Origin of the sequence: Capsulimonas corticalis (genome assembly GCF_003574315.2) — a bacterium.
Classification (GTDB): domain Bacteria; phylum Armatimonadota; class Armatimonadia; order Armatimonadales; family Capsulimonadaceae; genus Capsulimonas; species Capsulimonas corticalis.
In genome coordinates this window covers 3,928,620-3,955,353 of sequence record NZ_AP025739.1, presented here as the reverse complement: position 1 = coordinate 3,955,353, position 26,734 = coordinate 3,928,620, and the positions used below count along the sequence as shown (strand labels likewise).

Sequence of the window (26,734 nt, the reverse complement as noted above, 5' to 3'; positions counted from 1 at the left end):
CATGGTCTTACCTGGAATCTGCGGGCAATATGAACTCGGCGTAGGGAACGGTCCAGACGACGGGCAGGCCAACGCGATGGCCGGTAAAGCCATCCTCACCGTAGGCCGTCCCGTGATCCGAACAGATCACCACCAGCGACGGTCCTCGTGAATGCATGGCCGCAAAGAGCGGCGGCAATTGGCTATCCACATACGCCAGCGCCGCCGCCTGCGTCTCCGGACTATCCGTCGTCGCGCCGGGCGCGTAGCCGCAATTGGGCTGGTGCAGCGCGGAAATATTCACAAACAAAAAGACGCGCTCGCCCGATGCGCGCTTCCCCAGCAGTTCGCGGGCCAGACGGACTTGATGCTCGGTCGAGCGTAAATCGGTGACGCCCATCCGAGTGCTCCAGTGGCTTTCGGCGAACAGCCCCGGCAGCACCGTTCCCAGCGGCGTCTGCTGATTGAAGAAGCCGACGCCGCCAATACAAAGGGTCTGGTATCCGCGCCGCGTCAAGCCGCTGACGATGTCCGGCGTGTCAAAAACACAGGTCCGCTCCCCGGTCGTTTCGCTGCCGGCGAACGCGGCGGCGAACAGCCGCTCATGTGGACCGGGCGTCACGGGCGTCGGCAGAAAACCGGCGAAAAACGCGTGATGCGCGGCGTAAGTGAAGCTGCCCGGCGAATGGCGCTCCTCCCACTGTCCGCCCGGCAGCAGCGCCGCCAGGTTCGGAGTTTGCCCTTCGGCCAAAGCCCGGCAGGCGACATCGTAACGCAGGGTATCCAGCGTGATCAATAAAATATCATGCGTCCCAACCAGCGCCTTTGCGTCGATCATCACAACTCTTCCCTATTCGCAAAGGCGCGGATTTCCGCCTCGTAGGTATCCATGCCGTCGTGCAGGACGCGCGGCAGCAGGTCGCCGAAGGCGTTGACTTCCAGAACGGCGTGGTGGCGGAAGCTAGGCGTCACGCAGAGGTCCACGCCGGCGTGCAGGCTTGCCGGGAAGCAGGCGGCGGCGCGTTCGCAGGTCATTATGGCCGCGTCCCAGGCAGACGACCCCATCCGTTCTTTCACCGCTTCCAAATCACCGCGCGTGTTGAGCAGATGCAGGTTGGTCATCGGGCTGTGGCTTTGGCGGACGACGGTGTGCCGGGCGCGGCCGCCGATGGTCACCACGCGCAGATCGAAGCCGGCGTCGCCGAACGCCGCCTTCGGCAGCCAGCGCTCGACATGGACGCCATGGCGGCAGAGCGCGTCGATCAACTCGGCGATCTCCCTGGGATCGTTGTAGGTTCTGAGACGTCGCGAGTTGTAAAGTCGCAATTCATCGCCGGCGCGGACGATCTCGACGGTGGTCGTCGCCTGCATTCGGCGTCCGTCGGTGCGCAGAGCCGCCACGCCGGAGGCGCTGGAGCCGTGCGCGAGCTTGACGAAAACACGTCCCCATCCCGCTTGCTGCAATCGTGCGGTCAGATCCGCGAATGACCGCACGTTCGTGAACGCCTCCGGAACGGAGACGCCCGCCGAGCGCAGGCGTTCATGCGTTTGCGCTTTGTCGAACATCACGGCGATGTCGCTGAGACCGTTCGTCAATCGATGCGCGGGACACTCGGAGAGCTGCTGTTCGATCTGTCTCAGAACGCACTGAAAGCCCAAATACCATTGGCGCGGAAACCAGATGCGCCCACGCTCAAACGCCAGACTCCGGGCTTCTTCGGGGGACAGACCTTCGCCGGACGGCGTCTCGGAAGCGCCCGCCGCGAGCAGCAGGCGTTCGACTTCGAAATCCCGGCCCGGCGATTCGATGCGAACGCAGTCGCCGGCGCGCACGATGTCCCGCAACCGCGCACGGCCTTCGATAATATCCGCCCAGGCGGCGACGCGCGCCGGCGGCAGGCTCCGGCGCTCCAGCGCCTCCTGGAAGAAGGCGATGCGGTTGCCGCCCGGGTTGCCGACGATCACATAGGAGGACACGCGTTATTCCGAAACGGCGACATAGCGATCTTCGTCATCGTGCGCGGTCTCCGGCCCGGTCGCATCCACGGAGATCGGAAGCGCCAGGAGTCGTTCGACAACTTCAGGAGTGACATAGTGATGGTGAATATCCAGATGGCGAAGTTTGCCGAGCGACGGCGCGGAGATCAGCGCCAGCGCGCCGTCGTCGCCAAGCGTTCCCAGCGAGAGGTCCAGCACTTCGATCTGCCCCAGAATTGGGGCCGTCGCGATGGCGGCGGCGATCTCGTCGGAGATCTCAGCATCGCAAAGCCCTAGGTATTTGAGACCTGGGAACAGCGCGCCGCTCAAGAGCGGTCCCAGATCGTCGACGGTCGTTGTCGCGCCGTAGCTGCTGTCGCCCAGCCATAGCTCCAGATGCTCGAGGGCCGGAAGGGACGCGCCGAGGACCTCGCGCACGACTTCAGCGTCCAAGCCGCCCGACTGCACCACCAGCGTCTTCAAAAGCGCGTGCGTGGGCGAGCCCAGATTGAGGCCGTTGCCGCCGCGCGCGTAAAACGTCTCCAGCAGCGGGTAGGCGTTGAAGAGCGCGGAGAGATCGGACTGCTGGATCCAGGAGATCTCGGCCTCTTCGGCCAGGATTTCGCCGACAAAGAGCGCCTGAAGATTGGGAAGCTTGCCGTGCGCGGCGACAAGCGCCTCCACGGCGGATTCGGAGGCGCCGCTGGAATCCATCGCGCCTTCCCAGGGGCCGACGATGATCGCCGTCACTTCCCCGACATTCGGCTCGGAGAGAAACTGCGAGAATTTGTCGGTCCACTTAGCGTCCGCGTCATTCTCTTCCCAGGAAATGCTGATGCGGTAAGCCATTTTGCTCGGATTTTCCAGGAAGTCTCCCGACTCCCAGTTGACGACCGGCTTCCCGCCAAAGTGCTTCAGATGTTCGTAAATTCCCACAACGCGGATCCTCTCAATGGTAAATACGGGACTATTTTGCGGCCCTGCAAAAAGCGGCCAAACGTGACGATAATGGAATATGGAAACGGATCACAAAGTCATTTCGATTTTCGGCGGCGCGCAGTGCCCGCCGGACAGCCTGGAGTATCGTCAGGCGGCGGAAGCCGGCCGATTGCTCGCCGAAGCGGGATACACGGTCGCCACCGGCGGCTACCAGGGCGCCATGGTGGCGGCCTCGCAGGCGGCCTTTGAGGCCGGCGGCTCCGTCATCGGCGTCACCATGTCCAAACTCACCTCTCCCATCAACAACTACATCACCGAGACCCGGCCCACGCATGATTTCTTTGGACGGCTTCAGGGATTGATCGAGGGCTCCGCGGGCTTTATTGCCGTACGCGGCGGCGTGGGAACGCTGGTGGAGGTGACGCTGGTCTGGAACTGCCTGACGATGCATGTTGCGACGCCCCGGCCGCTAGTGCTTGTCGGACGCGATGTCTGGGAGCCGTGGCTGGACGCCTGCACGCAGACCCTGGCGGTTGGCGCTCAACACCTGCATCACCTGACCGTGGTGGATACGGCGCTGGAGGCGGTGGAAGCCGTACTGCCGATGGGCGCGATACGGCTCGCCGCCTGATTACGCTCAGGACACCGCCGCCAGCGTGCGCAGCAGCTCGGACACGCTCCAGGCCTGCGCGACGCAGCCGTTTGGAGCGAAAGGCTCGTCGGCGTCAAAGATCTCCGGGACGGAGCCGATGCAGTAGCAGCGCAGCCCCTCCGTGAGCAGCGGCTCAAGGATCTCGCGTACGCGCGCCTTGTCGCCATACGCTTTGAGATGCGCCTCGGCGAATGCGCCGATCAGCCACGGCCACACGGTTCCCTGGTGGTACGCGCCGTCGCGCACGCCTTGATCGCCGGGACCGTAGTGCGGATGGTAGTCCGGCAGGCCGGGCGCGAGCGTCCGCAGGCCATAGGGAGTCAGCAGCGCCTTCTCCACGGCGTCCACGACCTCCCTGGCTTCATCGCCGTCCAGAACGGCGAAGGGCAGGCTGACGGCGAAGATCTGGTTGGGCCGCAGCGTGGGATCCGGCCGGCCGTCGGCGTTGATGACGTCGAAGAGATTGTGCGTCGCGGGGTTCCAGAAGGCGGCGAGGAAGCTCTTTTTGACGGCGGCCGCGCGGTCCTCATAGGACTTGGCTTTGGCGTCGTCGCCCGCCTTTTGCGCCAGCAGCGCCGTCACGCGCAGGGCGTTGTACCAGAGGGCGTTGATCTCCACGGGTTTGCCGGTGCGCGGCGTCACGACCCAATCCCCCACCCGCGCGTCCATCCACGTCAGCTGCACGCCCGCCTCGCCGGCGCTGAGCAGTCCATCCTCGGGATCCGCTTTGATCTGGAAATCCGTGCCGGCGATATGGTGCTGGAGAATATCTTCAAAGACGGGGAGCAGTTCGCCGGTCGCGAACGTCCAATCCCCCGACTGCGCGGCGTACTGATGCGCGGCGTGGAAGAACCAGAGGCTCGCATCGACGGTGTTGTACTCTTCGCCGCCGCCGTCCGAGAAGCGGTTCGGGATCAGTCCATTGCGCGTCGCACCGGCGAAGGTGCTCAGGATCTCCCGCGCGACATCGTAGCGGCGAGTGGTCAGGCAGAGCCCCGGCAGCGCGATCATCGTGTCGCGGCCCCAGTCCGTGAACCAGGGGTATCCGGCGATGATGGTGGCGCGCGCGACCTTCGGCGTCTTCTCAATCACAAACTGGTCGGCGGCGATCGTGAGCAGTTCGCGCACGGCGTCCCCTCCCGCCTCCAGGCCGGCAAGCGTCAGCAGCTTCGCCTGCCGCTTCTCCTCGGCGGCCAGCGCGGCGTCCGGCCGCGCGGGAGGGGTAGTCTCCACAGTCGCGACGATCGTCATCGTCTCGCCCACGTTCAGCGTTCCATCGAAGCGGCCCGGGCAGTAAAGATCCTCGGTCGAATCCAATCCGCGCTCGGCTTCGCGCGCATGCTCGAAGTTATAGAACCAGCCGCTGTGGTCGGTGAAGGCGTACGGAGGCTCGGTGTGCAAAAACAGGGGATGGGCGTCGTCGAAGGCGACGAACTTCAGGGTCCCGTCCGGCTCGCTCGTGGTCGTCCCATGAAAGCCGTCCCAGCGGTGCTGCTCGGTATGATAGTCTTTGTAGGCCATCAGCGGCACGAGGCCAAGCTTGATAAACTCGGGGGCTTTGATCAGGTGGTACTGGATGTAGACGGTGTTGTCTCCGTGCGCCATCCAGATGCGCTTTTCGAGGACGACAGTGTCTTCATGGAAGACATAGGTGAATGTGGGAACGGGGGTCGGGGTAAAGTCCACGAGGTGACGATAGCCCTGCGGGTGCACGAGGCTGGGGTATTTGTTCGCGCTCAGCAGGTAAAGCTCGTCCTCAATCCGGACTTCTTCTTCAATCTTCGAAAAGAGCACGGCTCGGCCAAGCGGCGGCTCAAACGCCGGAACCAGCAAACCATGATAGCGGCGGGTATTCGCCCCCGCGATGGACGCCGATCCATATCCGCCTATTCCATTTGTCACCAGCCATTCGCGGCGGGACGACTCTTCCCAATTCTGCAGCGACTCCCTGGTGATCCATGTCATATCCGTGTTGTCTCTCCTCCACACCCGATCAAATTCCGCGAGCCCTGGCTTCTAAACGCCGCGGGTCTTGGTGAACGCTTCCAGCCGCCGCACGGTGTCCACCGCCGAGCGGCGACGCTCCACGGCCTGCTGGACCTTCAGGCAAAGCAGCTCGTACACATCCACACCCGGCATGTTCTTCTCGACATAATCGAAGGCGCCGCGCTTCATACACTCAACCGCGTTGGCGACATTGCCATAAGCCGTCAGTACGATCACTTCGGTGAACACATCGCGCCCCACGGCGCCCTCCAGGATCCGGATCCCCGATTCCTGATCCTCCATGCTCATGTCCGTGATTACGATGTCGAACGCCTTCTCGGCGTCGTTCAGGCGCTGAATCCCTTCGCCCTCACTGGGCGCGACCGCCACCTTGTAGCCTTCCCGCTCCAATCGCCGCTGCACGGCTTCGCGCACTTCCACTTCGTCATCCACAATCAAAATTCGGCACATGATCGCATTATACCTGACGCGTTGGGGTTGTGGGCAACACACGGACCGCGAGATTGAGACAACATCGCCCCGCCTCTGAAACTTCCTTCCCGACAAAACGTACAGGCAATTATGAAAATCCTTACGAAGCAGACTCGTCTCGTATTCCGCCTCACGATCGCCGTCGGAATGATTTTCCTGATCTGCGTTTCGGCGCTGGCTCAGGATCTGCGTCATCGATTGCAGACAAAATTCACACAGGTCCAAACGGGCGTGCGCGCCCTGGTCCAGGCGGGAGACAATCCGGCCGGTATCTTTGTCGTGCTCAAGCAGATCAAGCCGGCGCTCGACGCCGGTCATCCCGAAAAGGCGGAGGCTCTGCTGGACCAGGCGCTGGCGATGATCAAGCAGGAACAAAAGAAGCCGAGCGCGTCAAAGAGTTCCCCACTGCCGATCTCGACGAGAATAGAACCATCCAGCGATCTCTACGCCAATCCCGCGCCCGTGACTATCGCGGGGTATCACGGCAGCGCGATGGAGCCGTTCATTTCCCCGGACGGACATTATCTTTTCTTCAACAACCAGAACGATCCGGGAGTGAACACCGATTTGCGCTTCGCCGTTCGCACGGGGAAGACGACGTTTCGGTATCTGGGTTTATTGCCGGGCGTCAATTCTCCCGTTCTGGACGCAGTCGCCAGCATGGACAGAGCGGGCCACTTTTACTTTACCACGCCCCGCTCTTACGCTCGAACGCAAAACTTGATCTATACCGGGGAGTTTGATGGGAAGGCAGTCAAAAATGTGCGTCCGGCGCCGTGGGATATCCGTTCCAATGTCCCGGGAGCGATCGATATGGACACGAGCGTCAGCCCGGACGGGCGAACGCTCTATATTTCCAGGGCGGTAATCGTATCCGGATTGCCGGCGCCGAAAAGTTCCGTCATCTTCATCGCACAGCGCATTCGCGGGCAGTTTCAAGAGGTTCCCGGCAGCGCACAGATCATGAAAAATATCAATGTGGACGGTCTCAATTACGCGGCGGCGATCTCTTCCGACGGGCTGGAGCTCTACTTCACGCGCGCAAGCCAGCGGATGGCCGGGGCCAGTGCTCCCGGAGCGAGCATGCGCATCATGACGGCGACGCGAACGTCCATAACGGCGCCCTTTGGCGAAGCGCGCGTCCTCAGAAAGATTACCGGATTTGTGGAAGCGCCGAGCATTTCACTGGACAGAAAAGAGATGTTCTATCACAAGCGGGAAGGCAACAAGTGTGTGATCTATCGCGCCAGCCGCAGCTAATCCGTCTTGGCGGGCAGAAGGCGAGGCAGTCAGCGTCGTTCAGGCGCGGAATCCCCTCGCCTTCGCTGGGCGCGACGCTTTACAGACTTCCCGCTCCAATTGCCGCTGCACAGCTTCGCGCACTTCCACTCCACCATCCACAATCAAAATTCGACTCATGACTGCATTTTACCTGACGCCTCCACTTGTGAAGATTACCTGACAAAACTCAATGCCCTGGACATCCGGCGACGCAGCCGCGCAACAAAACTGCGTTTCCAGTGTCGTATGGAGTGAGGATCTGCGGTTCTTTCAGCAGTAATACGTCATCGAATCCTGGAGGCTTCTTGAACACTCCACTCAAGTCAACGAAGAACGCTCAGGCGGGATGCCTGCTGATCTTTGGCGCCGTTTGGACCATCGGCAGCGCGGCAATGACGATTGATGTCTTTTCTTCTTCTCCACTGGGCGCTCTGTTACCGGCCGCGTTTGTCTTGCTCGGATTGTGTATGATTTGGGCCGGACTCAAACCGATGATCGCCGTGCGAAAGATTGGCGCCGCCCAAATTATTCTCAGTGTCGAAGCGCCGCGCGTCGGCGAAAAGTTCCTTGTCAACTATCAGCAGACGGCCCAATCTCCTGTCTCCGTTCTGAATCACACCATGACGTTGATCTTTCGAGAGTCGGCCACATACACGCGCGGCAGCAACACCACCACGGTGACGCACCCTACCACGGTGAATACGATCTCTTACGGTCCTTTAGCGCTTCGACCCGGCGAGACCAATCAGCGCCAATGGAGCATTCAAATACCGGCGGATGGGATGCATAGCTTCGAGGGACGCAGAAACAAGCTAAACTGGGTCATTCAAACGAAGGTGACGATGGCGGGATGGCCCACTTACGAAGAAGAGTTCCCTTTTACGGTCACGCCGGATCGCTTGGGAGGATAACCATGGCAAGCGCTAAGATCGAGATGGCGTTCGAAGGAAATCCGCCTTTCTCCCCGCCCCCGACATTCCACACAGGGCAGATTGTGCGCGGGATCATAATAGTCACCCCCGCCGCGAACACCCATTGCCGGCATTTGTGGGTGTCCCTGCAATGGCGCACGGAAGGACGCGGGGACTGCGACACGGGCGTCGCGGAAAAACTCGATTGCTTTCAAGGGAGCCTCATCGCTGGGGTTCTCGTTCAGATCCCGTTCCAGTTCACGCTGCCGCAGTCACCCTGGAGCTATTCGGGGAAGTATGTCAGCATTGTCTGGGAAGTCACCGTGGATGTCGATGTCCCCTGGAAGGTTAACCCACACGGAGCGCTCCCGTTCGTGCTGACAAGCGCATCAAGGGCTTCCAGCACCCCTTCTCCTCACTCAACACGCAGTCAACCGACGTCCTCCGTAAATGCACAGGCGTCATTCACCATACCGTCGGGTGAGGCGGCGGGAGTGGACATGATCCTTCAGAACGTGACGGGCAGTGAGAATCCGGTGATGCAGGCAATCCATCAGGAACTGCCGCGCCTCAGTCTCCAGGAAATCCAGGATTTGATCAACGCAGTTCCGGCGGCTTTGATGGAGAACGTAGAGCGCGAGATCGCGGAGCCAATCGCCGCGCGGCTGACAGCAGCGGGGGCAGTGATCCAAATCCTGTCCCACTCACGGGAAACGTTGTGAGAGTATGCTGAAGGTCTTCGGGCGTCAGAGAGCGTGGGCCGTCGAGCTGCGCAAAAACTTCGTAGAGCAGATGCTCGGCGCCGCGCAGGTCACTGCCATATTGCTCGCACAGCCAGCGCAGGGCATTGTGGGAAAGCGAAGCGCGCGGCCCATCCGGCAGAGCGAAGTAATCGAGACGACGCTGCAATGCGGCGGAGAAGTGGTCAGAGTCCCTAGGGTCCAGAGAAATGGTTACCAAGGGCCTGAGGAAGAAGCGAAAATCGGAGTGGCTGCCAAGAATAAGACGCGTTTCGTTCCTTCTGGCGACCTTGGACAGACGCCAGCGCTCCATTGGGGATAGCCGCTGGGCCTCGTCCAAGAAGAAGACCTTTAAGCCGTCAAGCGGCGTAAGAAACCGAGAGGCTCCGGGAGGAATGTACTCATACTCGAATGGAATTCCGCAGACGCGCGCATCGTAAGCGGCGCCGCGCAGGGTCGTACTCTTGCCTCGGCCGCACCGACCGAGGATTTGAACGTGAGAATGCCCGGCGAGCGCCGCGCGCATGGGTTCCGACAGCAACGCAATCTCGCCCCACTCCTCGTCGGACAGCGTACGGAACGGGTTACATCGATAGCCAAGCCCATGGAACGGAAATGGGGTCGGCGCGCGCCCCATCGCTAATCCGTCTTGGCGGGCAGAAAGGCGAGGAAATCCGCGCCGTCGCCGGCTTCGCCGACTTCGACAATGTTGCCGCGATGGGCTTCCAGGATGCCCTTGACGATGGAAAGGCCCAGGCCCATTCCGCGCGCGCGGGATGTGTAGAAGGGGCGGAAGATGTGGGGTTTGATCTCGTCCGGGACGCCGGGGCCGGTGTCGCGGAATTCGATCTGGACGTATTGCCGGGCGCGCGGAAGCCGGGCGGCCTGGAGCGCGTCGGGATGATCGGCGAGCGATGTCCGGACGATCAGACGTCCGCCGTCCGGCTGGAAGGAGACGGAGTTCTCGATCAGCTCGGAGAAGGCGCGCTTGAGACGCGGGGCGTCGGCCATTACGGTCGGCAGTTTTTCGGCGAGGATCATCTCCAGCTGCACGCGGCTGCGCTTGGGGAAGCTTTCCTCGACACACTGCCGGATGATCTCATTCAGGTCGCACTCGGTCAGCGCGATTTGAGTCGCGCGCACGAAGTCCCGGAACTCCTGCAAGATCTCTTCGAGACGGAAGATCCCTCGGCGAATGCCTTCGGCGAGCGCCCGGAACTCCTCGCGGCGGTCTTCCGATTCTGAGAGACGGTATTCAAGCTCGTTCAAATCGCCCTTGATCGCGAAGGTGCGATTGCCGATCATATGCGCGGCCTTGGCCGACATCTCGCCCCAGGCGGCCATGCGCTCGGTGTTGACCAGACGGTCTAAAATCCGGCCGTTTTCGATGGCGGCCCCCAGCTGGGACGCAATCGTCATCAGCACGGTCTCGTCATCATCAGTGAACTCGCGGCGGAACCAGGGGGCGACGCTCTTGCGGCGAAGAACGCGAAGAACGCCCAGCACCCCATGGCGGCCGTAGATAGGAACGGCCAAAAAGGCCCCGATGTCCTGGGACGGGAATTCCTGGAAGCGCCCCTGCCAGCGCGGATCTTCCTGGGGTTTCGCGGTTCGGATCGCTTCGCCGTGCTTGCCGACCCACCCGGTCAGCCCCTCGCCCAGAGGATAGGTGGCTTCGCCGATGCGGTCCGCGAGACCTCCGCGCGAAGCTTGCAGCACCAACTGGCTTTTATCCTTGTCGAGAACGAACAGGGAGCAGTCTTCGAAGCGCAGCACTTCGGCGGCGACGTCCACAACGCGCTGCGTGAGCTGCGTCGCGTCCGCGATCGCGCTCAGATCTTTGCCGATCTCGACCAGCGCCGTCTCCCGCGCCCGGTACCCATCCATCATCAGGCGCATGGCGGCGAGGTCACTGACGGATTGCGCGATCAGCAGATGCTGGGGAGTAAAGTGGTTGATTTGAAAGCTTTGGAGATTGATGACGCCGCGCGTGTGGCCGTTGCCATCCAGAATCGGCGCGGCGATCTCGCTGCAAACATCGTCGAAGAAGGCGAAGTAATAAGGATCGTCGTCCACATTCCCCGTCAGATAGGGTTTCCCGGAGGCCGCGACGTGAGAGGTAATCCCATTGCGCGGGCTCCCGTCCGCTCGGATCTTTGCCGTATCCACGATCTTCAGGCGGCGCGCGCGGATCTCGTCCGTCCAGCCTTCACCGGATGTCGCGACGATCTGCAACTCCCCCGTATCCGTATTGGCGACGGCGATGAACGCGCGGTCGGCGCCGGTAGCGCTCAGCAAGGCTTCGCTAAGCTCTTCCAACAGCGTCTGGGCATTGTCGATCTCCACCGCGCGGCGGCACAGATGATGCATAAGTTCTGCAATATCGCACATGTGCCGGTATTGTACCCAATCTCCAAATAAAAAAGGCCGCAGCGATTTGCTGCGGCCTTTTCCTCGAAAATTATGCTCGGTTAGAACGGGCTTTGCTGATCCGGAACGGGCGCCGGAACGACCTGCTGCGTCGTGGGGCGCTGGCCGTAATCCTGCGGGCGCTCCTTGAGCGTGACGGTGACGATCTGCGTCTGACCGTCGCGGGAGATCAGGAGAGCGAGCGTGTCGCCGACCTTCAGGCCCTGGATGATGTTGTTGAGCGAGTCCGTGTCGTTGATCTTCTGGCGGTTCGCCTGAAGAATAACGTCGTAGGTCTGGAGGCCGGCGGCGGCCGCCGGGGATCCGCGGCGGACCTGCTGGACGATGACGCCGTCATCGCCGTCCACAGTGATGCCCATCTGCTGGCGAGCCTGCGCGGGGAACTCTTTCAAAGGCGCGTAGGAGACGCCCAGGTACGGCCGGACGATCTTGCCGTCTTTGATCAGCTGGTAAGCGATCTTCTTCGCCGCGTTGATCGGAATGGCGAAGCCGATGCCGACATATGAACCGGTCGGCGAGTAGATCGCCTCATTGATGCCGATGACCTGGCCATTGATGTTCGCCAGCGCGCCGCCCGAGTTTCCGGGGTTGATCGCGGCGTCGGTCTGGATCACGGAGTTCAGCGAATGGCCTTCCGCGCTCAGCCCCTTGCGGTTGACGGCGGAGACAATGCCCAGCGTCACCGTGGTGCCGATGTTCAGCGGGTTGCCGATGGCGATCGCCCAGTCGCCGATGCGCATCGAGTCGGAGTCGCCGAGGTCGGCGGTGGGAAGCTTGACGCCCTTGGGGTCGATCTTCACGACCGCGATGTCGGTCAGGGAGTCGCTGCCGACAACCTTCGCGGTATATCCCTTGTCGCCGACATTGACCGTGACCTGCGTGGTGTCCTGAACGACGTGGTTGTTGGTGAGAATATAACCGTCCGGGCTAATGATCACGCCCGAACCGGCGCCGCGCGGCGCTTCGGCGGGAGCCTGATCGCTCTGGCCGCCCTGATCGCCGAAGAACTGGCGGAACATCGGGTCGGCGCTGAAGGGATTGTTCGATTGCTGGACGGCGCGGCCGATGGTGTGCACCGTGACGACCGCCGGCTCCAGCTTCGCGGCGGCGTCCGCAACGACGCTGTCGCCAGTGAAGTGCTTGATCGGCGACGGCGTTGTATTGAGCGACGCCAGGACGGCTTGCTTGTTGCCGGAATCATTGGTAAAAAAAGGACCGGTATTGACTCCGGAGACAGCCTTCAGGCCCACTCCGCAGACGATGACCCCGATTCCAAAGACGGACAGATAGGATAAAGTTTTCTTCATCGGTTCCTCTGATCGTATCTAAGTGTCGGTTAGCCGTCTGTGCGCAGAAAGCTAACCGCGGATGAGTTTGAGTACGTTGGCCGTTTCAATCGCGGCGAGAGCGACATCCGCTCCCTTGTTGCCCGCTTTTGTCCCGGCGCGCTCCACAGCCTGTTCAATCGTATCGGTCGTCAGCACTCCGAAAAGGATCGGAACGCCTGTTGTCACTCCAATTGACGCCAAACTGGACGCGAGCGGCCCCGCGACATAGTCGAAGTGGGCGGTCGCGCCGCGAATGACGGCGCCAAGACAGATCACCGCATCGTATTTCCCCGTTTTCGCCAGCTCCTGCGCAACGACAGGAATTTCGAATGCGCCCGGAACGCGGGCGAGTTCGACGCTGTCTTCCGCCACGCCGTGGCGGTGCAGGGTATCGAGCGCGCCTTCCAAAAGGCGGTCGCCGATGAAGTTGTTGAACCGGCTCAGTACGATAGCGAAGTGAAGGTTCGTCCCGATCAAGTCGCCGCTGTATGTTTTCATAATACGCAAACTTTCTGGAAAAGGTTCACAGCCGACAAGAAAATTTGCGGCGAGCATCCGAACCTGGGTTCGATGAGGTTAAGATCCGATGTGGTCCATACCGTCGGGGTCGTCGAGGAGATGGCCCATCTTCGTGCGCTTCGTGTCCATGTAGCGGCGGCTGGCTTCGTTCGCCTCGGCGATCAGCGGAATGCGTTCGACGATCTCTAGATCGTAGCCTTCGAGACCGGCGAGCTTCGTCGGATTGTTGGTCAAGAGCAGGATACGCTTGATCCCCAGATCCACCAGGACCTGAGCGCCAATGCCATAGTCGCGCAGGTCGGGCTTAAAGCCAAGGCGCACATTCGCCTCGACGGTGTCCGCGCCTTCGTCCTGAAGCGCATACGCTCGGATCTTGTTGACGATGCCGATCCCCCGCCCTTCCTGTTCGATATACAGAAGGACGCCGCGCCCCGCTTCCGAGATCTTTTTCAGGGCGAGGTGCAGCTGGTCGCCGCAGTCGCACTTCAAAGAGCCGAGCAGGTCGCCGGTGAGACACGACGAGTGGATACGCACGAGGATATCCTTGCCGTCGGAGATATCGCCCATGGTCAGAACCACATACGGCGTCGGCTCGATATCGGTTTCGTAGCCATGGATCTCGAACTCGCCGTACTTGGTGGGTAGGTGCGCCTGAGCGACCTTATGGATCAGCTTTTCGGTGCGTCGTCGATATTTGATAAGGTCGGCGATGGTGATAAATTTGAGGTCGTACTGCTTGGCGAGCTCGCGCAACTCCGGGACGCGCGCCATATCGCCGTCATCGCCCATGATCTCGCAGATCACGCCGACGGGCTGGAGACCCGCGAGACGCATCATATCGACGGCGGCTTCGGTGTGACCGGCTCGCTTGAGAACGCCGCCCTTGCGGGCCATCAACGGATTGACATGGCCGGGGCGGTTGAAATCCTGAGATCTTGCGGTGGGATCGGCCAGCTTGCGGATCGTGAGCGCGCGGTCGGCCGCGCTGCTCCCCGTGGTGGCGCCGTCACGAATATCCACCGTGACCGTGAAGGCCGTGCTCATGCTTTCGCTGTTTTCACGGACCATGAGGTCCAGCTGAAGTTCGCGCAGGCGCTCCGCCGTCATGGGAACGGTGATAATGCCGCTGGCGCGGCGGGTCATCAGGGTGATCGCTTCGGGAGTCACAAACTCCGCCGCCATCACAAAATCGCCTTCGTTTTCCCGGTCTTCGTCGTCCACCAGAACAATCATCTTACCGGCCCGAAGATCCGTCAGCGCATCTTCGACCGTGTCGAACTTGATATCGTGTTCCATAACTCTGCTATTCTCGAACCGTTATTCTTGATAGGTCGCGGTCGTGCTCATCAATGAGCGATCTTCCCGTGGATTCTCCGCGAGGCGGAGGCCGTTGTCCGCCCGGGCGTAATCACCGCCGACGAGGCGCTCGACATACTTCCCGATGATGTCCGTTTCCAGGTTGACGACATCGCCGGCGCGGCGCGCGCCGAAGTTCGTATGCTCCATCGTGAAGGGAATGATCGCGACGGAGAACATCTTGTCGTCGACATCCGCGACGGTCAGCGAGATGCCGTCCACCGCGATGCTGCCTTTACGGACGATATAGCGCATCAGGCTCGGAAGCGGCTTGATGTAGACATAATAGGAGTTGTCGACTTCACGAATGCTGGCGATCGTCCCGGTGCCGTCCACATGTCCCTGCACGATATGACCGTCGAAGCGGCCGTTCGCGGCGAGGCTTCGCTCCATGTTGACCTGATCGTCGATGGCGAGATCGCCAAACGCCGTCCGCTGCATCGTCTCATAAACCACGTCAAAGTCCAGTGTCGTCGGCGTATGCGCCACGACGGTCAGACAGGCGCCGTTCACGGTGATGCTGTCGCCGAGGCGGACATCTTTCAAGACGTCATGGGCTTCGATCGTAAATCGCGCCGAGTTCGCCCCGCGCTCGATCGCCGCCACCTTTCCGACTTCTTCAATAATTCCTGTGAACATGCGCACTCCTTCAGTTCTCAAAACCGTCCCAATGACTTATTTTACCAAATCCTAGCGTCAATCACTATGTCTGGGCCGCATCGCCTGAGTTTCCACGTCGATAATTTTTGCGCGTCGCTCATTTGGGCCGCGCCCAATCCCCCGATCGGTCCCGGCGCCGCGTCCCCTCCGATCACCTTCGGAGCGAGAAACGCTGTCCAGCGATCGACAATTCCTGAGTTCAAAGCCGAAGCGGCCAGTTGACCGCCCGTCTCTATAAGAACACCAATCATGTCCCCGCGAGTTCCCAGCCGCGCCGCGAGGTCCGGCAGGGAGACCCGGCCCTCCACATCTTGCGAGCATATTAATATATGACAGCCTGCTCGCTCAAATAGTTCCCGGTGCTCCGAGGGGCATTGTTCGGTCGTCGCAATCATCGTACGCCCGTCCACGCTCGCCTGCCGGACGACACGCGATTCGAGAGGCGTCCGTCCCCTGCTGTCCACCACGATGCGCCACGGATTGCGGCCCGAGCGAGCGCCAAGGCGCGTGGTCAGAGAAGGGTCGTCTGCTATCACTGTACCCAAACCTGTCACAATCGCGTCACATCGGTCGCGAAGCTGCCGGTGAACGGCGCGGCGGGCCGGCGGCGAGGTGATCCATTGGGAATCTCCGCTCCGGGTGGCGATCTTTCCATCCAGGCTCGCCGCCGTTTTGAGAACGAACCAGGGCAGCCCTGTCGTCCGGTGTTTGATGTACGCCGCGCTGAGTTCCCGCGCTTCCCGCTCCAGAACGCCGAGGGTGACATCGATCCCGGCATTCCGCAGGATTTCGACGCCCCGCCCGGAAACTCGGGTGTCGGGATCAAGCATGGCGATGACGACCGAGGAGACGCCGGCCTCCACCAGCGCCAGCGAGCACGGCGGCGTGCGCCCACAGTGTGAACAGGGTTCTAAGGTGACGTACGCCGTGGCGCCGCGCGCCGCTCCAGGCGCCGCGCTGCGCAGCGCCCACACCTCCGCATGCGGCTCGCCGGCGCGCGGATGGAAGCCGGCGCCGACAACGGCGCCGTCCGGAGAAATCAAGACACACCCCACCATCGGGTTGGGACTGGCGTGGCGGCCGCGAGACGCTAGCCTGAGCGCACGGGCCATGATGCGCTCGTGAGGATCGGAGTAAGGATGCAATGAAAGCGGCGAACGGAAAGCCGTCACATCAATCCTCCGGAAGATTAGAAGCCGAGGCTTCCTGTTTCAGACGCCGTCGCTCCTCCGCGACTTCCTGGACATCCCCCTGAACCTGCTGAATGTTCGCGCGAGCGTCCAGCAGCGCCAGAGGGATCAGCGGAAGCGCGGTCAGCGCCGTCAGAGTCCAGTAAGCCAGGTATCGCAGGGCTGCGGCGCGCTCCGCGCGTGTCGCGACCGGGCCATGTTTGAGCGGGACCGGCAGATACGTGCCGCCGAGCCACAGCCCCATCGCGGCGAGCAGGAGAAACAAACCGATCGAGCGCAGGACGCGCTGGCGCGGTGAGATCAACTGGCGCCCCTGGCTCGTGCGCCAGAAGCGGATTTCGTAAGCCCCGTAGGCCGCCGCCGCGACCAGGCAGACGCAGAGGATAATACGCGTCGTCACGCGCGGACCGCCGCCGCGCCCTTGCGCAGCTCATCCATCGCGGCCCCCACCCCTTCAGGATGGTGGAACACGGCGCTCCCGGCGATCAGGACATCCGCCCCGGCGCGCGCCACCAGCGGCGCGGTGTCGGCGTTCACGCCGCCGTCTACCGCGATTTCAAAACGCAGACCGTTCGCGGCGCGGCATTCGGCCAGGGAACGGATCTTTTGCAGCATTTCGGGAATAAACGCCTGGCCGCCGAAGCCGGGATTGACCGTCATCACGAGAACACGATCGATATCGCTCAGGACCCATTCGATGGCGGTGATCGGCGTTGACGGGTTCAGGGCCACGCTGGGCCGCGCCCCCAGATCTTTGATCTGATGGACCAGGCGGTGCAGATGCACGGTCGATTCGGGATGCACCGTCACCATGTTGCTTCCCGCCTTGACGAAGTCCGGGATAAAACGCTCCGCGTTTTCAATCATAAGGTGCACGTCGAACGGCGTGGAGGTCACCGGGCGAATGGCGGACACGAGCTGCGAGCCGAAGGTGATCACGGGGACAAAGTGCCCATCCATCACATCGATATGGATATAATCGGCCTTAGCCTCCGAGAGCTCCACGACGGCGTCCGCGAATGCGCCGAAGTCCGCGGAAAGTATTGACGGAGCGATTTTGATGCTCATAGTGTTTGCTGCTTAATTAACTTGCCGTCCAGAAAGATCCGAAAAATTATCTTATTGCCAAAGCCCGTGACCGGCGTGCTGACCCGGTCGCCGGCGTTGTGCATCTCATCGTATACCAGCGTTGTCCCCGTGGCGTCCTGCACTTCAAACTGAACGTGGCGCGAGCCGCGCGGATGGCGCGGCATCCGGAACGCCAGCGTGAACTGGCGCATGCGCGCCGGAGATTGGTCGGCGCCGGCCGTCCCCGTGGGGGCGGAATCCGGCGGGGTGACGTCGGTGGCGCCATTGTTATCCGAGGGCGCCACGTCCACATTGCCCATCACCGGCGGCGTCGCGACCTTGGGCGGCGTGATCGCCAGCGCCGGCTCGCTCGGTCCAGAGTCGCCCACGCTGTTTACGGCGTCCACGATATAGGAGTACGACGTGTCCGGCGTGAGGTTCGTGTCCGAATACTTCGCGTCCGGCAGGCCCTGCGCGATGACTTTGACGATGCCGTCGTCCACGCGCGAAACGGTGTAGGACGTCGCCCGAGCAGATTTATTCCAGGTGATGTCCACCGTTGTCGGCGATGTCGGATTGGCCTGAAGGTTGCCGACGAGGTCCGGCGGCTGCTTGCCCTTGGAGACGATATAATTGACGGCCGTGTAGCGCGGCGCGTTGGAGCCCGCATCGGGCGTCTGACTGATCACAACGCCCGCCGCGACGGTTTCACTGAACTGCTCCGCCACGGTGCCGGCGGGAAGACTGGCTTCGCGCAGGGCTCGACCGGCGCGTTCCTGGGTCAGCCCCACTAGATCGGGAACGGTCAGCAGGCGCGGACCTTTACTCCGATAGTACGTCACGGCCTTCCCCGCCTTGATCATGGATCCGGCGATGGGGCTCTGCGAATAGATCTGGTTTTCCGGCCACTTCGTGCTGAAGTCCGAGCCGCCCTCCACCAAGGCGAAGTTCTGCTGCTGGGCAAGCCGCTTGGCGTCGTCCACGGTCTTTCCGATCAGACTCGGCACGCTGACATCGCTGGGGACGGCGAGAAAATTGCGCCCCGACCAAACAAGGCCGATCACACCCAGTATGACAATCACAAAAAGGATCTTCAGCGCGATGTCGAGCGCGCTGGCCGGTTCGCGTTCCACCTTACGCATTCGTTCCTCATCCAGTTCTTCGGCGGCTTCCTCCAGCGCTCCGGACGCGGGAGCCACCGCCACGGCCTGCCGGGGAGCAAAGGAAAACCCTGTCCCAGCCGGGGTCGGCTTCTTATCGTCCAGCGGAGACCAGTTCAGCGATTTACCCGACTTCAGCGCCTCGCGGATCAGCTGGAGATCCGCGAGCATTTTGGCGGCCGTCGCATAGCGAGCGTTCGGAGACGGCTGCAGCGCTTTGAGCGTCACGCCGTCCAGCGCGACAGGGATCGCGGGGTTCAGGCTTCGCGGCGAAACGGGCGCCGACGCCGGCTCCGGCGCTTTTCCCGTAAGCATCTCAAAAAGAATGGCGCCGAGGGAGTAAAGGTCCGCGGAAAAGGCTGAAGCGCCGGGCAGATCGCGCGCCTGATACGCGGAGGCCGTTTCCGGCTCCGGCGAGATCAGGCTGAGGATAGCGGCCGTTTGGAAGCCGCCGATCTTGATCTGGCCTTCGGGGCTCAGGATCACGTTATCGGGGGTCAAATGGCCATGCGTGATGTTCAGCGCGTGTGCGGCGACAAGAGCCTCGCAGATAGCGATGGCGATATCGGTCGCGACCGCCTGTGAGAAAGGCGCAACCCGCCGAATACGCTCGCGCAGCGTGATGCCGCGCAAATATTCGCCGACAAGCACGATGTCGTCGCCCGGGCTTGCGCTTTCGACGGAGGAAATACGGGAGATTCCGGAGGCGTTCAGATGCGAAATGCCGGAGATCGCCTCACGCAGGCGCGCCGCCAGATTGGGCACGGCGGCGGCCGCCGAAGCGCGAACGACGGTCAGCGCCACAACACGGCCTTCACGAATGTCACGCGCTTTGTACGACGCGATTTCACGCGCGCCGGGCGCCGTGATTGTTTCAATGATTTCGTAGCGCGTGTTGATTACTTCAGCGGCCAAGAGGACAGCTCTCCTTCAATCCGACACGTCGGAATCGGCGCTGCGTTTTTTATCGTCCGAAGCCGCTAAAAACTTCGTCGCCAGCACGCCGACCGACGCCAGAAGCATCAGGGCGTAAACGACGATCGCATGCCCGGTCCAGATTCCGATGGAGTTAGGGGCAAAGTACCCCCCAAAATACACAACGGCGACAGTCACGACCCAGACCGTGAGGGCGATGTCGGCGGCTAACGGAATCGAAGTTTTCACGAGTGACGCCTCACAACGCCTGCTGTCGCTCCAATGCTCGTCGGATCACATCCGGCGGGACGTTGTGTCCCGGAGTGACCTTGCCCAGCTTCTCCATCAGCACAAAGCGCGCGGTGCCGTCCACAGCCTTCTTATCCCAGGACAGCAGACGCATCACGCCGCCGACGGCGATCTCCTCGCCCAGATGAACGTGGAAGCCCGCGCTGGTAAAGATACGGATAATCGCATCCGTGTCTTCCGGGGACGACAGACCAAGCTCCTCCCCAATGAGCGCCGCGGACACCATGCCGATGGCGATCGCTTCGCCATGCCGGTAAACCCGATAATGCGTGATCGATTCGAGCGCGTGGCCGACGGTATGTCCGTAGTTCAGAATGGCGCGCACGCCTTCGTCACGCTCGTCCTGCTCGACGACGCGGGCCTTGATCTCGCACGACCGCGAAATCGCATACTCCAGCTGCGCGGAGGAAAGGCGCAGGAGCGATCCGACTTCACGCTCCAGCAGATCGAAGAACGGCTTGTCGTAAATTATACCATACTTGATAATTTCGGCCAGCCCCGACCGCCTCTCGCGAATCGGCAGCGAGCGCAGGGTATCCGGATCGATGATGACAAGCTTCGGCTGATAGAAGGCGCCGATCAGGTTCTTCGCGTTGTCGAAGTTGACCCCCGTCTTGCCGCCGACGCTGCTGTCGACCTGCGCCAGAAGCGTCGTCGGGACCTGCACGAAGTCGAGGCCGCGATTGTAGGACGCCGCCGCAAAGCCGGCGACATCGCCGATCACACCGCCGCCCAGCGCCACGACGATCGCTCGGCGGTCCAGCTGCTCGGCATGGAAGATCTTATAAAGCCGGCGCACCGTTTGAAGCGTTTTGTACGTCTCACCCGCAGCCAGCACCACCGGGACGACGCGGAAACCGGCCGCCGTCAGGCTGTCCATCACCACCCTGCCATGGTACAGCTCGACTTTGGGATTGGTAATGACGACGGCGACGCGGCCGGCGGGATCTCCCCCGGCCACGCGCTTTGAAACTTCCTCGCCAACGCGGGCTAATAATCCACGCTCCACAAGGATATCGTAAGCGCGCGATCCTAGATCCAAATGGACGTCATAGCTGTGTAAGGCGGTCGCCTTGATGTCCGCATTGACATCCAGCTGGTTCTTCTTTTTCCTCATATGTCCTCATTTTGCTGCAGCAATGAAATAATATGCGCGGCTGCGTCTTTGGGGCTTGCAAACGGAGATGTATCGACGCGAAGCTCGGCGAGCGAGGCGTAGCGCGGTTCGCGCTCCGCCATCAATTGCCGGATTCGCTGCTGCGGGTTGTCCTGGTGACCGGCAAGCAGCGGACGCTGCTTGAGGTTCCGGCCAACGCGCTGAAGGACCGTAGCGATCGGCGCGGACAGCCAGACGATCTGACCGATCTCGCGAAGCAGCTCAACATTCTCTTCGCGCATCGGCGTGCCTCCGCCTGTCGAAATCACGAGACGGGGCGGCGCGGCGGCGGGCGATCCACGCTGTGTCAGCCGGCGCAGCACGTCCTGCTCGGCGGAGCGAAACGCCGCCTCGCCATGTTCGGCGAAGATACGCGGGATATCCATCTGGAACCGCCGCTCGATCTCGCAGTCCGTGTCGAGATGACGGACGGAAAGGCCCCGAGCGATCGCGCGACCGATGGCGCTTTTGCCTGTGCCCATAAATCCGATCAGCACCAAATTTCGCGGCGAAGGGGACGTATGCAACGACTTATCCGACCGGCTGCGCGGTGCGATCCGCAACAGTCTTCCTATAACTCTCGTAGCTTGCCCGCATCTGACCGATGCTGTCGCCGCCAAACTTCTGGCGCATCAACTGAGCCAGTACGATTGCGACCATCGCCTCCCCGACCACCGAAGCGGCCGGTACAGCGCAAACGTCGGAGCGCTCGGCGAAGGCGGGCACTCCTTCCTTTGTTTGGAGATTGACGGAGGGAAGTTGCTTCATTAATGTGGGGATCGGCTTCATGGCGGCCCGGATGACCAGAGGTTCGCCGTTCGACATGCCGCCCTCGGTTCCGCCGGCGTTATTGGAGCCGCGCCGGTAATGGGCGTCGGAGCCGCCCTCATAAAAGAACGGATCGTGAACCTGCGAACCGGGAACATCGGCGACGCCAAATCCCATGCCGACCTCGACGCCCTTGATCGCCTGGATGCTCATGAGCGCCTGCGCCAATTTGCCGTCGATCCGCTCATCCCAGTGAACATAGGATCCAAGCCCAACCGGCAGGCCAAGCACGACCACTTCAAAGACGCCGCCGAGGGTGTCCCCTCGGTACTTGGCTTCGTCGATCGCCGTGATGATCTTTTGCTCCGCGTCCTTGTCGGCGACGCGCACCGGGCTGTCTTCCGAAAGCGCGGCAACCTGGCGCAGATCGATATTGTCGCCGCTCACTTTGATTCCGCCGATGTTGACGACATGCGACGCCACTTCGATTCCGAACTCCGCCAGCAGCAGACGGGCAACGGCGCCGACAGCAACAACTGTCGCCGTGTTGCGCGCCGAGGAGCGCTCCAGAACGTTGCGCAGATCGTCGTGATCGTACTTCATCATGCCCGCGTAATCGGCGTGTCCAGGACGCGGCACATTGATCGCTGCAGTCTCCTGTTCACCTTCGGGCAGGGGTTCAATGGACATCTTCGTCGTCCAGTTCGCCCAGTCGCGGTTGCGGACAACCATGGTGATCGGGCTGCCAAGCGCCCGACCAAAACGAACTCCAGAGAGAAATTCGACGGTGTCGGTTTCAATTTTTTGACGCGCGCCGCGTCCATAGCCGCCTTGGCGCCGTTTCAGCTGCAAATTGATGGGATCGGCCGTGACCCCAAGCCCTGCGGGAACGCCTTCGATAATTGTAGTTAAAGCGGGGCCATGGGACTCGCCCGCTGTCAGAAAACGAAACAATGGAGGAAATCTCCCAAAGTGAAAAATTAGTAATCGGTGAGCGACATTATACCCTACACTCGCGGGAATCGCAAAAAAACGCCCCTTTCCAGTATGGAAAGGGGCGTTTGCGTCGATGCGAAAATTACGGGGTCACGGAGCCGGGGGCGTTGGGGCCCACCGCGCCAGCCGTGGCGTTTCCAGCGTAATCCAAAATCGTGGGAGTGACGAAAATCAGGAGTTCGCTATTCGTAACCGACTTATCGCGGTTGCGGAAAAGCGAGCCGATAATCGGCAGGTCCGACAAAATCGGAATTCTCTGGGAGGTGGAGGTATCAAAGTTATTGATCAATCCGCCCAGAACCATCGTTTCGCCGCTGTGAATGGTGCGCAGCGCCTGGATACCCTGCGTGGTGACCGGAGGCGGCGAGCCGGCGACAGCCGCGCCAGGCGTGGAGATCTGCGGCGATAGCGCCAGCGTCACGGTATCATCGTTGTTGATACGAGGAGTGACCGAAAGCTGGGTCGTGACCTGCAGGAACTGCGTCGTCGTGTTTGTTGTGTTCGTGTTGTTTCCAACAATATTGGTCGACGTGGTATACGGGATCTGCTGGTTTTGGAAGATCGTCGCTTGGACGTTGTTCGTCGTCGTGATAACCGGCGACTGGATCGTCTTGCTGCGGCCGTTGCTCAAGTTCGCGCGCAGCTCGGCGACCAGGTTGCCAGAAGCAATGCTGATACCGTAACTCGACGCCTTGCCGGTTCCCAGCGGAGCGTCCGCGGAAATGCCCGGATACGGCAGGAAGTCAAAGTTGATGCCGAACTGGTCTACATCGTTGACCTGAGCCGTAATAAACTCAACCTTGATCTGTACCTGTCGAGGCGCGATATCGATGTTCTTGACGATCTCGCGAATACGCTGATAGGCTTCGGGAGTCGCTTGGATGAGCAGCGAGTTGTCGGCTTGCAGGGCAATGATTTTGTTGACGCCCTCGGGAAGCTGAGCCGCGCCATTCTGCCCGCCCAGTCCACCACCGCCGATGCCGCCTCGTCCGCCGCCGCCAAAGCCGCCGCCACCGCCGCCAAAGCCGCCGCCGCCACCACCGAAGCCGCCGCCGCCGCCACCGAAGCCGCCACCGCCGCCGCCTGGGAACTGGTGCGCTTGATTGGCGTCATCGGTCTGCACGGAACGATTTGCCGCATCCGCGCCAATACCGCCCTGCCCTGCCTGAACGGAAGGAGGAATGACCGAATCGCCGTTCATGGTTACAACGCCGGCGTTGTTGGAGGTATTAGCGCTATAGGTGGGAGTTCGGACTTCGAAGGGACGGACCTCACGCGGATTGTCGTCCCAGCCGGTCAAATGAAGCACGTCTCGCGGGACAGCGTATTGCAGTACGATCTTGTACCAATGCAGATCGACATCGCTCAGTTTTTCAGCCTGGGCGGGCATCTGAGAATTTGGGCGATAGGAAACGGCGGATCCGACCGGAGTCTCACCATCCACGTTCCCAGAAGCGCCGTTCTGCGCGGGACGTAAAATATAAACGCCGTCATTGTCGCGGCTTAGCACTGCGTTGGCGCTCAGCGCGACATTGCGCAGGGCTTTCTCAAGCGAGGCGTGCGTCAAGTTGACGTTGACCTTGCTGAAAGGCTTGTCGCCGCTTTGGACGACGATTTCCGCGCCGGTCTTGCGCTGCAGAAGTCCCACGACCATTTGCAGGTCCGCATCGGCCAGCTCTAAATCGATAGACTTGCCGGCCGTCAGCGATTCCCCATACGCCGCGCCCACGCAGCTGCGCCAGCCTTCATGCGTCGGCATGTATCCGGCAGTAAACAGAAGACCTGTGACGGCACACGTCAATCCGGCCTTGGCGACACCTTGTCTCCAGCCTGCTTGGCTGGAAAGGCGTTGGTGCTGGTATCGCCCTTGATATAAACCCATTCGGGAATCCTCCTTACGATCTACGTGGCGCATGCAAATTATTTCCGGAGTGGCGAGGGGAGTCGACTAGTGATTTAGAGCACACCCGCAACAAATGTCTTCAAAAAAAATCGAGTGGAACAGCGTTCTCGACGCACAGGCGCGCATCGAGAACGCTGTAAGGGAAGTTTAGCGGAAACCGCCGCCGCCGAAGCCGCCGCTGCTGCCGCCGCCGAAGCCGCCGCCGCTGCTGCCGCCGAAGCCGCCGCTGCTGCCGCCGAAGCCGCCGCTGCTGCCACCGCCGAAGCCGCCGCCGCCCTGGCCGCCGCCGAAGCCGCCGCCACCGCCGCTGCTGCCATTGCTGCTGTTCTGAGTCTCACTGCCATAAGCAGGAACGACGGAAATACCCTTTTGATCTCCAATGAAGTAAATCAAGAAGGCGACGTCCATGTGATCGACCGGCAGCTTGTACAGACGCTTGTCGGCGTCGCTGGTCGTGCTGGAAGTGGTGGTGGTGGTCGCCGTCTGGCGGCCTCCATTGGTGTAAGTGGTGGCGGGCGTATCACGGCGCTTGACGCGGACGTGATAGACGTTGTCCGTCAAATCGTAGGTCAGCGGCGGATTGGCCGCGCGCAGCAGAGATCGCAGCGCCACATCAAAGGTGACGTTGTTCATGGTGACGTTGACAGGTCCCTGAACGTCCGGATCGATGCTGTTGTTGGCGCCAACACTGTTGAAGAGCGTCTTCAGAACCGTCTGAACGGGAGCGTTCTGAAAGTTCAGCGAGATCTTTTTGTCCGCGTTGGTCGCAGCGGCCGGATCTTGCGCGAACGCCGCATGCTGGGTGACCGCGGAGACGCAGGTCGACATCAGAACGACGGCGACCGCGGCCGTGAACCGAGCAGCGGGAACCTTTCCGAGAATGGATTTTTTCATATTTCACACCTTAGCGCACTATGCGCAGAGAAACCTTTGACACAAACGTTCATATGACTAATGTCAATATACCCTAACCTAAAGCAAACTCAATATTTTAATCGTTGACAGGCTGCGGAAATCCGCCGGGGCCGCCGGGATACCCCCCGGGAGCGCCAGGATAGCCGCCGGGGCCGCCAGGATAACCACCCGGACCACCGGGATAACCGCCGCCCGGGCCGCCGGGATACCCCCCACCGGGACCGCCCGGATAGCCGCCGCCGGGATAACCGCCGCCAGGAGCGCCGGGATAGCCGCCGCGGCCGCCGCCCTGAGATCCTCCCGTGGAGGTCGCCGACAGCGGAACTTTCACGGTTTGATTATCATCGGTCAGCACCGTGATCGCGTCGCTCTGGATCGAAACAACTTTGCCGCCACTGATTCGGTCGCCGGGCTGAACGGTCTGCGCTTGTCCGTTCGTCTCCAGGATCGCGTACACGCCATTCGCGTCGGACATCAGCGCACCGGCCATACGGCGCGGAAGATTGGAGGCGATGCGGCGAACCTTGGGAACGACGGGCTTGATAATCGTAGGATCGCTAGCAACACGCCAAATTTTGGTATTCGGCACGGCGGCGATGATCGGATCTTTCAAAGCTCGCTCCGGCGTTTTGATGGGCGGATGGAAAGGAACCTTGAAAGGATCTGGGCCTTTGGACACGGTCTGAGCCGTCACGACGGGAACCTGCGGAGCTCCGTTCGGCGAGGGCGTTTTGCCGGCGACGCCAGCCGTCGCCGTCGCCGGAGCGCCGGGGACGCTCGGACCATAGCCGCTGCCCGGAGCGCCGGGAGCGCCGGCAAAACCGCCCGGGGCAGGAGCGCCGGGATAGCCGCCGCCGGGGCTAGGAGCGCCGGGATACGATGATCCGGGAGCGCCCGGGTAGGCGCTCGGCGCGCCGGGACGACCGGGACCGCCAGGATACGTGGAGCCGGGAGCGCTGGACGCCACTCCCGTCGGCGGCGGAGATTGGCTGTTCGAGTTTTGGGAAACGAGCACCGTCACCCCAATCGCGGCTCCAATCATCAGCACCGCGAGACCGGCGACGATTGGTAAGTTCTTTTTGTCTTTAACCCAATTCATAATTT

The 26,734-nt window shown here is 61.6% G+C and carries 25 protein-coding genes; 4 read left to right on the top strand and 21 right to left on the bottom strand.

What is annotated here, in order from left to right; translation table 11 throughout:
- Window positions 1-7: 7 nt before the first annotated feature.
- The 3 genes from D5261_RS16860 to D5261_RS16850 are packed head-to-tail and all read right to left on the bottom strand — an operon-like array spanning window position 8 to window position 2,892.
- Window positions 8-817: an STM4013/SEN3800 family hydrolase gene (locus D5261_RS16860; RefSeq protein WP_119322429.1), complete on the bottom strand. Its 810-nt coding sequence runs from the start codon at window positions 815-817 to the stop codon at window positions 8-10.
- Window positions 817-1,956 carry an STM4014 family protein gene (locus D5261_RS16855; RefSeq protein ID WP_119322430.1) on the bottom strand — a complete coding sequence of 380 codons (1,140 nt, stop codon included), beginning with the start codon at window positions 1,954-1,956 and terminating at the stop codon, window positions 817-819. The genes D5261_RS16860 and D5261_RS16855 overlap by 1 nt, the downstream gene beginning before the upstream one ends.
- Before the next feature lie 3 nt (window positions 1,957-1,959).
- Window positions 1,960-2,892, bottom strand: coding sequence for an STM4015 family protein (locus tag D5261_RS16850; protein ID WP_119322431.1), 933 nt, complete (start codon window positions 2,890-2,892; stop codon window positions 1,960-1,962).
- Between the two features lie 79 nt (window positions 2,893-2,971).
- Here D5261_RS16850 and D5261_RS16845 point away from each other — a divergent pair, with 79 nt between their 5' ends.
- Entirely contained in the window at window positions 2,972-3,526 is a 555-nt protein-coding gene (locus D5261_RS16845; protein ID WP_119322432.1) for an LOG family protein, read from the top strand.
- Window positions 3,527-3,532: 6 nt separating this feature from the next.
- Here the strand turns inward: D5261_RS16845 and D5261_RS16840 are convergent, their stop codons facing one another.
- Together D5261_RS16840 and D5261_RS16835 are read right to left on the bottom strand one after the other, a co-directional pair.
- The gene (locus D5261_RS16840; RefSeq protein WP_119322433.1) at window positions 3,533-5,512 is read right to left on the bottom strand and encodes an amylo-alpha-1,6-glucosidase; all 1,980 of its coding nucleotides are present in this window, start codon (window positions 5,510-5,512) and stop codon (window positions 3,533-3,535) included.
- 51 nt (window positions 5,513-5,563) lie between these two features.
- Window positions 5,564-6,004 carry a response regulator gene (locus D5261_RS16835; protein ID WP_165864332.1) on the bottom strand — a complete coding sequence of 147 codons (441 nt, stop codon included), beginning with the start codon at window positions 6,002-6,004 and terminating at the stop codon, window positions 5,564-5,566.
- A gap of 111 nt (window positions 6,005-6,115) precedes the next feature.
- Here D5261_RS16835 and D5261_RS16830 point away from each other — a divergent pair, with 111 nt between their 5' ends.
- The 3 genes from D5261_RS16830 (at window position 6,116) to D5261_RS16820 (ending at window position 8,939) form a co-directional block, all read left to right on the top strand.
- Window positions 6,116-7,285 (top strand): PD40 domain-containing protein, encoded by a 1,170-nt coding sequence (locus D5261_RS16830; protein ID WP_119322434.1) that lies wholly within the window; start codon window positions 6,116-6,118, stop codon window positions 7,283-7,285.
- A 326-nt stretch (window positions 7,286-7,611) separates the two neighbouring features.
- Window positions 7,612-8,217 carry a hypothetical protein gene (locus tag D5261_RS16825; protein WP_119322435.1) on the top strand — a complete coding sequence of 202 codons (606 nt, stop codon included), beginning with the start codon at window positions 7,612-7,614 and terminating at the stop codon, window positions 8,215-8,217.
- A gap of 2 nt (window positions 8,218-8,219) precedes the next feature.
- Window positions 8,220-8,939, top strand: a complete 720-nt coding sequence (locus D5261_RS16820; RefSeq protein WP_165864333.1) for a ribosomal protein L7/L12 — start codon at window positions 8,220-8,222, stop codon at window positions 8,937-8,939.
- Between the two features lie 657 nt (window positions 8,940-9,596).
- Here the strand turns inward: D5261_RS16820 and D5261_RS16815 are convergent.
- The 16 genes from D5261_RS16815 to D5261_RS16740 all read right to left on the bottom strand — a co-directional run bounded on the left by D5261_RS16815 (window position 9,597) and on the right by D5261_RS16740 (window position 26,729).
- A complete protein-coding gene (locus D5261_RS16815) occupies window positions 9,597-11,348 on the bottom strand; it encodes a GAF domain-containing protein (protein WP_119322438.1) in 1,752 nt (583 codons plus the stop codon).
- Window positions 11,349-11,428: 80 nt separating this feature from the next.
- Window positions 11,429-12,694 (bottom strand): S1C family serine protease, encoded by a 1,266-nt coding sequence (locus D5261_RS16810; protein ID WP_119322439.1) that lies wholly within the window; start codon window positions 12,692-12,694, stop codon window positions 11,429-11,431.
- 51 nt (window positions 12,695-12,745) lie between these two features.
- Entirely contained in the window at window positions 12,746-13,213 is a 468-nt protein-coding gene (gene ribH, locus D5261_RS16805; RefSeq protein ID WP_119322440.1) for a 6,7-dimethyl-8-ribityllumazine synthase, read from the bottom strand.
- A 78-nt stretch (window positions 13,214-13,291) separates the two neighbouring features.
- Window positions 13,292-14,530 carry a bifunctional 3,4-dihydroxy-2-butanone-4-phosphate synthase/GTP cyclohydrolase II gene (locus D5261_RS16800; RefSeq protein ID WP_119322441.1) on the bottom strand — a complete coding sequence of 413 codons (1,239 nt, stop codon included), beginning with the start codon at window positions 14,528-14,530 and terminating at the stop codon, window positions 13,292-13,294.
- Window positions 14,531-14,551: 21 nt separating this feature from the next.
- Window positions 14,552-15,229 (bottom strand): riboflavin synthase, encoded by a 678-nt coding sequence (locus tag D5261_RS16795; protein ID WP_119322442.1) that lies wholly within the window; start codon window positions 15,227-15,229, stop codon window positions 14,552-14,554.
- Between the two features lie 41 nt (window positions 15,230-15,270).
- Window positions 15,271-16,422: a bifunctional diaminohydroxyphosphoribosylaminopyrimidine deaminase/5-amino-6-(5-phosphoribosylamino)uracil reductase RibD gene (gene ribD / locus D5261_RS16790; RefSeq protein WP_218025642.1), complete on the bottom strand. Its 1,152-nt coding sequence runs from the start codon at window positions 16,420-16,422 to the stop codon at window positions 15,271-15,273.
- A 1-nt stretch (window position 16,423) separates the two neighbouring features.
- Complete coding sequence (locus tag D5261_RS16785; RefSeq protein WP_119322443.1) at window positions 16,424-16,840, bottom strand: hypothetical protein; 417 nt, start codon at window positions 16,838-16,840, stop codon at window positions 16,424-16,426.
- Window positions 16,837-17,508 carry a ribulose-phosphate 3-epimerase gene (rpe, locus tag D5261_RS16780; protein ID WP_119322444.1) on the bottom strand — a complete coding sequence of 224 codons (672 nt, stop codon included), beginning with the start codon at window positions 17,506-17,508 and terminating at the stop codon, window positions 16,837-16,839. The genes D5261_RS16785 and rpe overlap by 4 nt, the downstream gene beginning before the upstream one ends.
- Window positions 17,505-19,583, bottom strand: a complete 2,079-nt coding sequence (locus D5261_RS16775) for a PASTA domain-containing protein (protein WP_119322445.1) — start codon at window positions 19,581-19,583, stop codon at window positions 17,505-17,507. Before D5261_RS16775 ends, rpe begins: the two co-directional genes overlap by 4 nt.
- Before the next feature lie 15 nt (window positions 19,584-19,598).
- Window positions 19,599-19,832 carry a hypothetical protein gene (locus tag D5261_RS16770; RefSeq protein ID WP_119322446.1) on the bottom strand — a complete coding sequence of 78 codons (234 nt, stop codon included), beginning with the start codon at window positions 19,830-19,832 and terminating at the stop codon, window positions 19,599-19,601.
- A gap of 10 nt (window positions 19,833-19,842) precedes the next feature.
- Window positions 19,843-21,009, bottom strand: coding sequence for a 3-dehydroquinate synthase (gene aroB / locus D5261_RS16765; protein WP_119322447.1), 1,167 nt, complete (start codon window positions 21,007-21,009; stop codon window positions 19,843-19,845).
- Entirely contained in the window at window positions 21,006-21,575 is a 570-nt protein-coding gene (locus D5261_RS16760) for a shikimate kinase (RefSeq protein ID WP_125206068.1), read from the bottom strand. The genes aroB and D5261_RS16760 overlap by 4 nt, the downstream gene beginning before the upstream one ends.
- A gap of 4 nt (window positions 21,576-21,579) precedes the next feature.
- Window positions 21,580-22,770, bottom strand: coding sequence for a chorismate synthase (gene aroC, locus D5261_RS16755; RefSeq protein WP_119322449.1), 1,191 nt, complete (start codon window positions 22,768-22,770; stop codon window positions 21,580-21,582).
- Between the two features lie 124 nt (window positions 22,771-22,894).
- A complete protein-coding gene (locus tag D5261_RS16750) occupies window positions 22,895-24,694 on the bottom strand; it encodes a type II secretion system protein GspD (protein WP_125206069.1) in 1,800 nt (599 codons plus the stop codon).
- 168 nt (window positions 24,695-24,862) lie between these two features.
- Window positions 24,863-25,609 carry a hypothetical protein gene (locus D5261_RS16745; RefSeq protein WP_119322451.1) on the bottom strand — a complete coding sequence of 249 codons (747 nt, stop codon included), beginning with the start codon at window positions 25,607-25,609 and terminating at the stop codon, window positions 24,863-24,865.
- Between the two features lie 97 nt (window positions 25,610-25,706).
- A complete protein-coding gene (locus D5261_RS16740; RefSeq protein ID WP_176587331.1) occupies window positions 25,707-26,729 on the bottom strand; it encodes a hypothetical protein in 1,023 nt (340 codons plus the stop codon).
- Between the last annotated feature and the right edge of the window lie 5 nt (window positions 26,730-26,734).

Coding starts and splice junctions, on each gene's coding strand:
- D5261_RS16800 (WP_119322441.1), bottom strand. CDS start 14,530: ATGGAACACGATATCAAGTTCGACACGGTCGAAGATGCGCTGACGGAT.
- D5261_RS16815 (WP_119322438.1), bottom strand. CDS start 11,348: ATGTGCGATATTGCAGAACTTATGCATCATCTGTGCCGCCGCGCGGTG.
- D5261_RS16845 (WP_119322432.1), top strand. CDS start 2,972: ATGGAAACGGATCACAAAGTCATTTCGATTTTCGGCGGCGCGCAGTGC.
- ribH (WP_119322440.1), bottom strand. CDS start 13,213: ATGAAAACATACAGCGGCGACTTGATCGGGACGAACCTTCACTTCGCT.
- rpe (WP_119322444.1), bottom strand. CDS start 17,508: ATGAGCATCAAAATCGCTCCGTCAATACTTTCCGCGGACTTCGGCGCA.
- D5261_RS16820 (WP_165864333.1), top strand. CDS start 8,220: ATGGCAAGCGCTAAGATCGAGATGGCGTTCGAAGGAAATCCGCCTTTC.
- D5261_RS16745 (WP_119322451.1), bottom strand. CDS start 25,609: ATGAAAAAATCCATTCTCGGAAAGGTTCCCGCTGCTCGGTTCACGGCC.
- D5261_RS16860 (WP_119322429.1), bottom strand. CDS start 817: ATGATCGACGCAAAGGCGCTGGTTGGGACGCATGATATTTTATTGATC.
- D5261_RS16840 (WP_119322433.1), bottom strand. CDS start 5,512: ATGACATGGATCACCAGGGAGTCGCTGCAGAATTGGGAAGAGTCGTCC.
- D5261_RS16795 (WP_119322442.1), bottom strand. CDS start 15,229: ATGTTCACAGGAATTATTGAAGAAGTCGGAAAGGTGGCGGCGATCGAG.
- D5261_RS16740 (WP_176587331.1), bottom strand. CDS start 26,729: ATGAATTGGGTTAAAGACAAAAAGAACTTACCAATCGTCGCCGGTCTC.
- D5261_RS16750 (WP_125206069.1), bottom strand. CDS start 24,694: ATGGGTTTATATCAAGGGCGATACCAGCACCAACGCCTTTCCAGCCAA.
- D5261_RS16830 (WP_119322434.1), top strand. CDS start 6,116: ATGAAAATCCTTACGAAGCAGACTCGTCTCGTATTCCGCCTCACGATC.
- D5261_RS16810 (WP_119322439.1), bottom strand. CDS start 12,694: ATGAAGAAAACTTTATCCTATCTGTCCGTCTTTGGAATCGGGGTCATC.
- aroB (WP_119322447.1), bottom strand. CDS start 21,009: ATGAGGAAAAAGAAGAACCAGCTGGATGTCAATGCGGACATCAAGGCG.
- D5261_RS16835 (WP_165864332.1), bottom strand. CDS start 6,004: ATGTGCCGAATTTTGATTGTGGATGACGAAGTGGAAGTGCGCGAAGCC.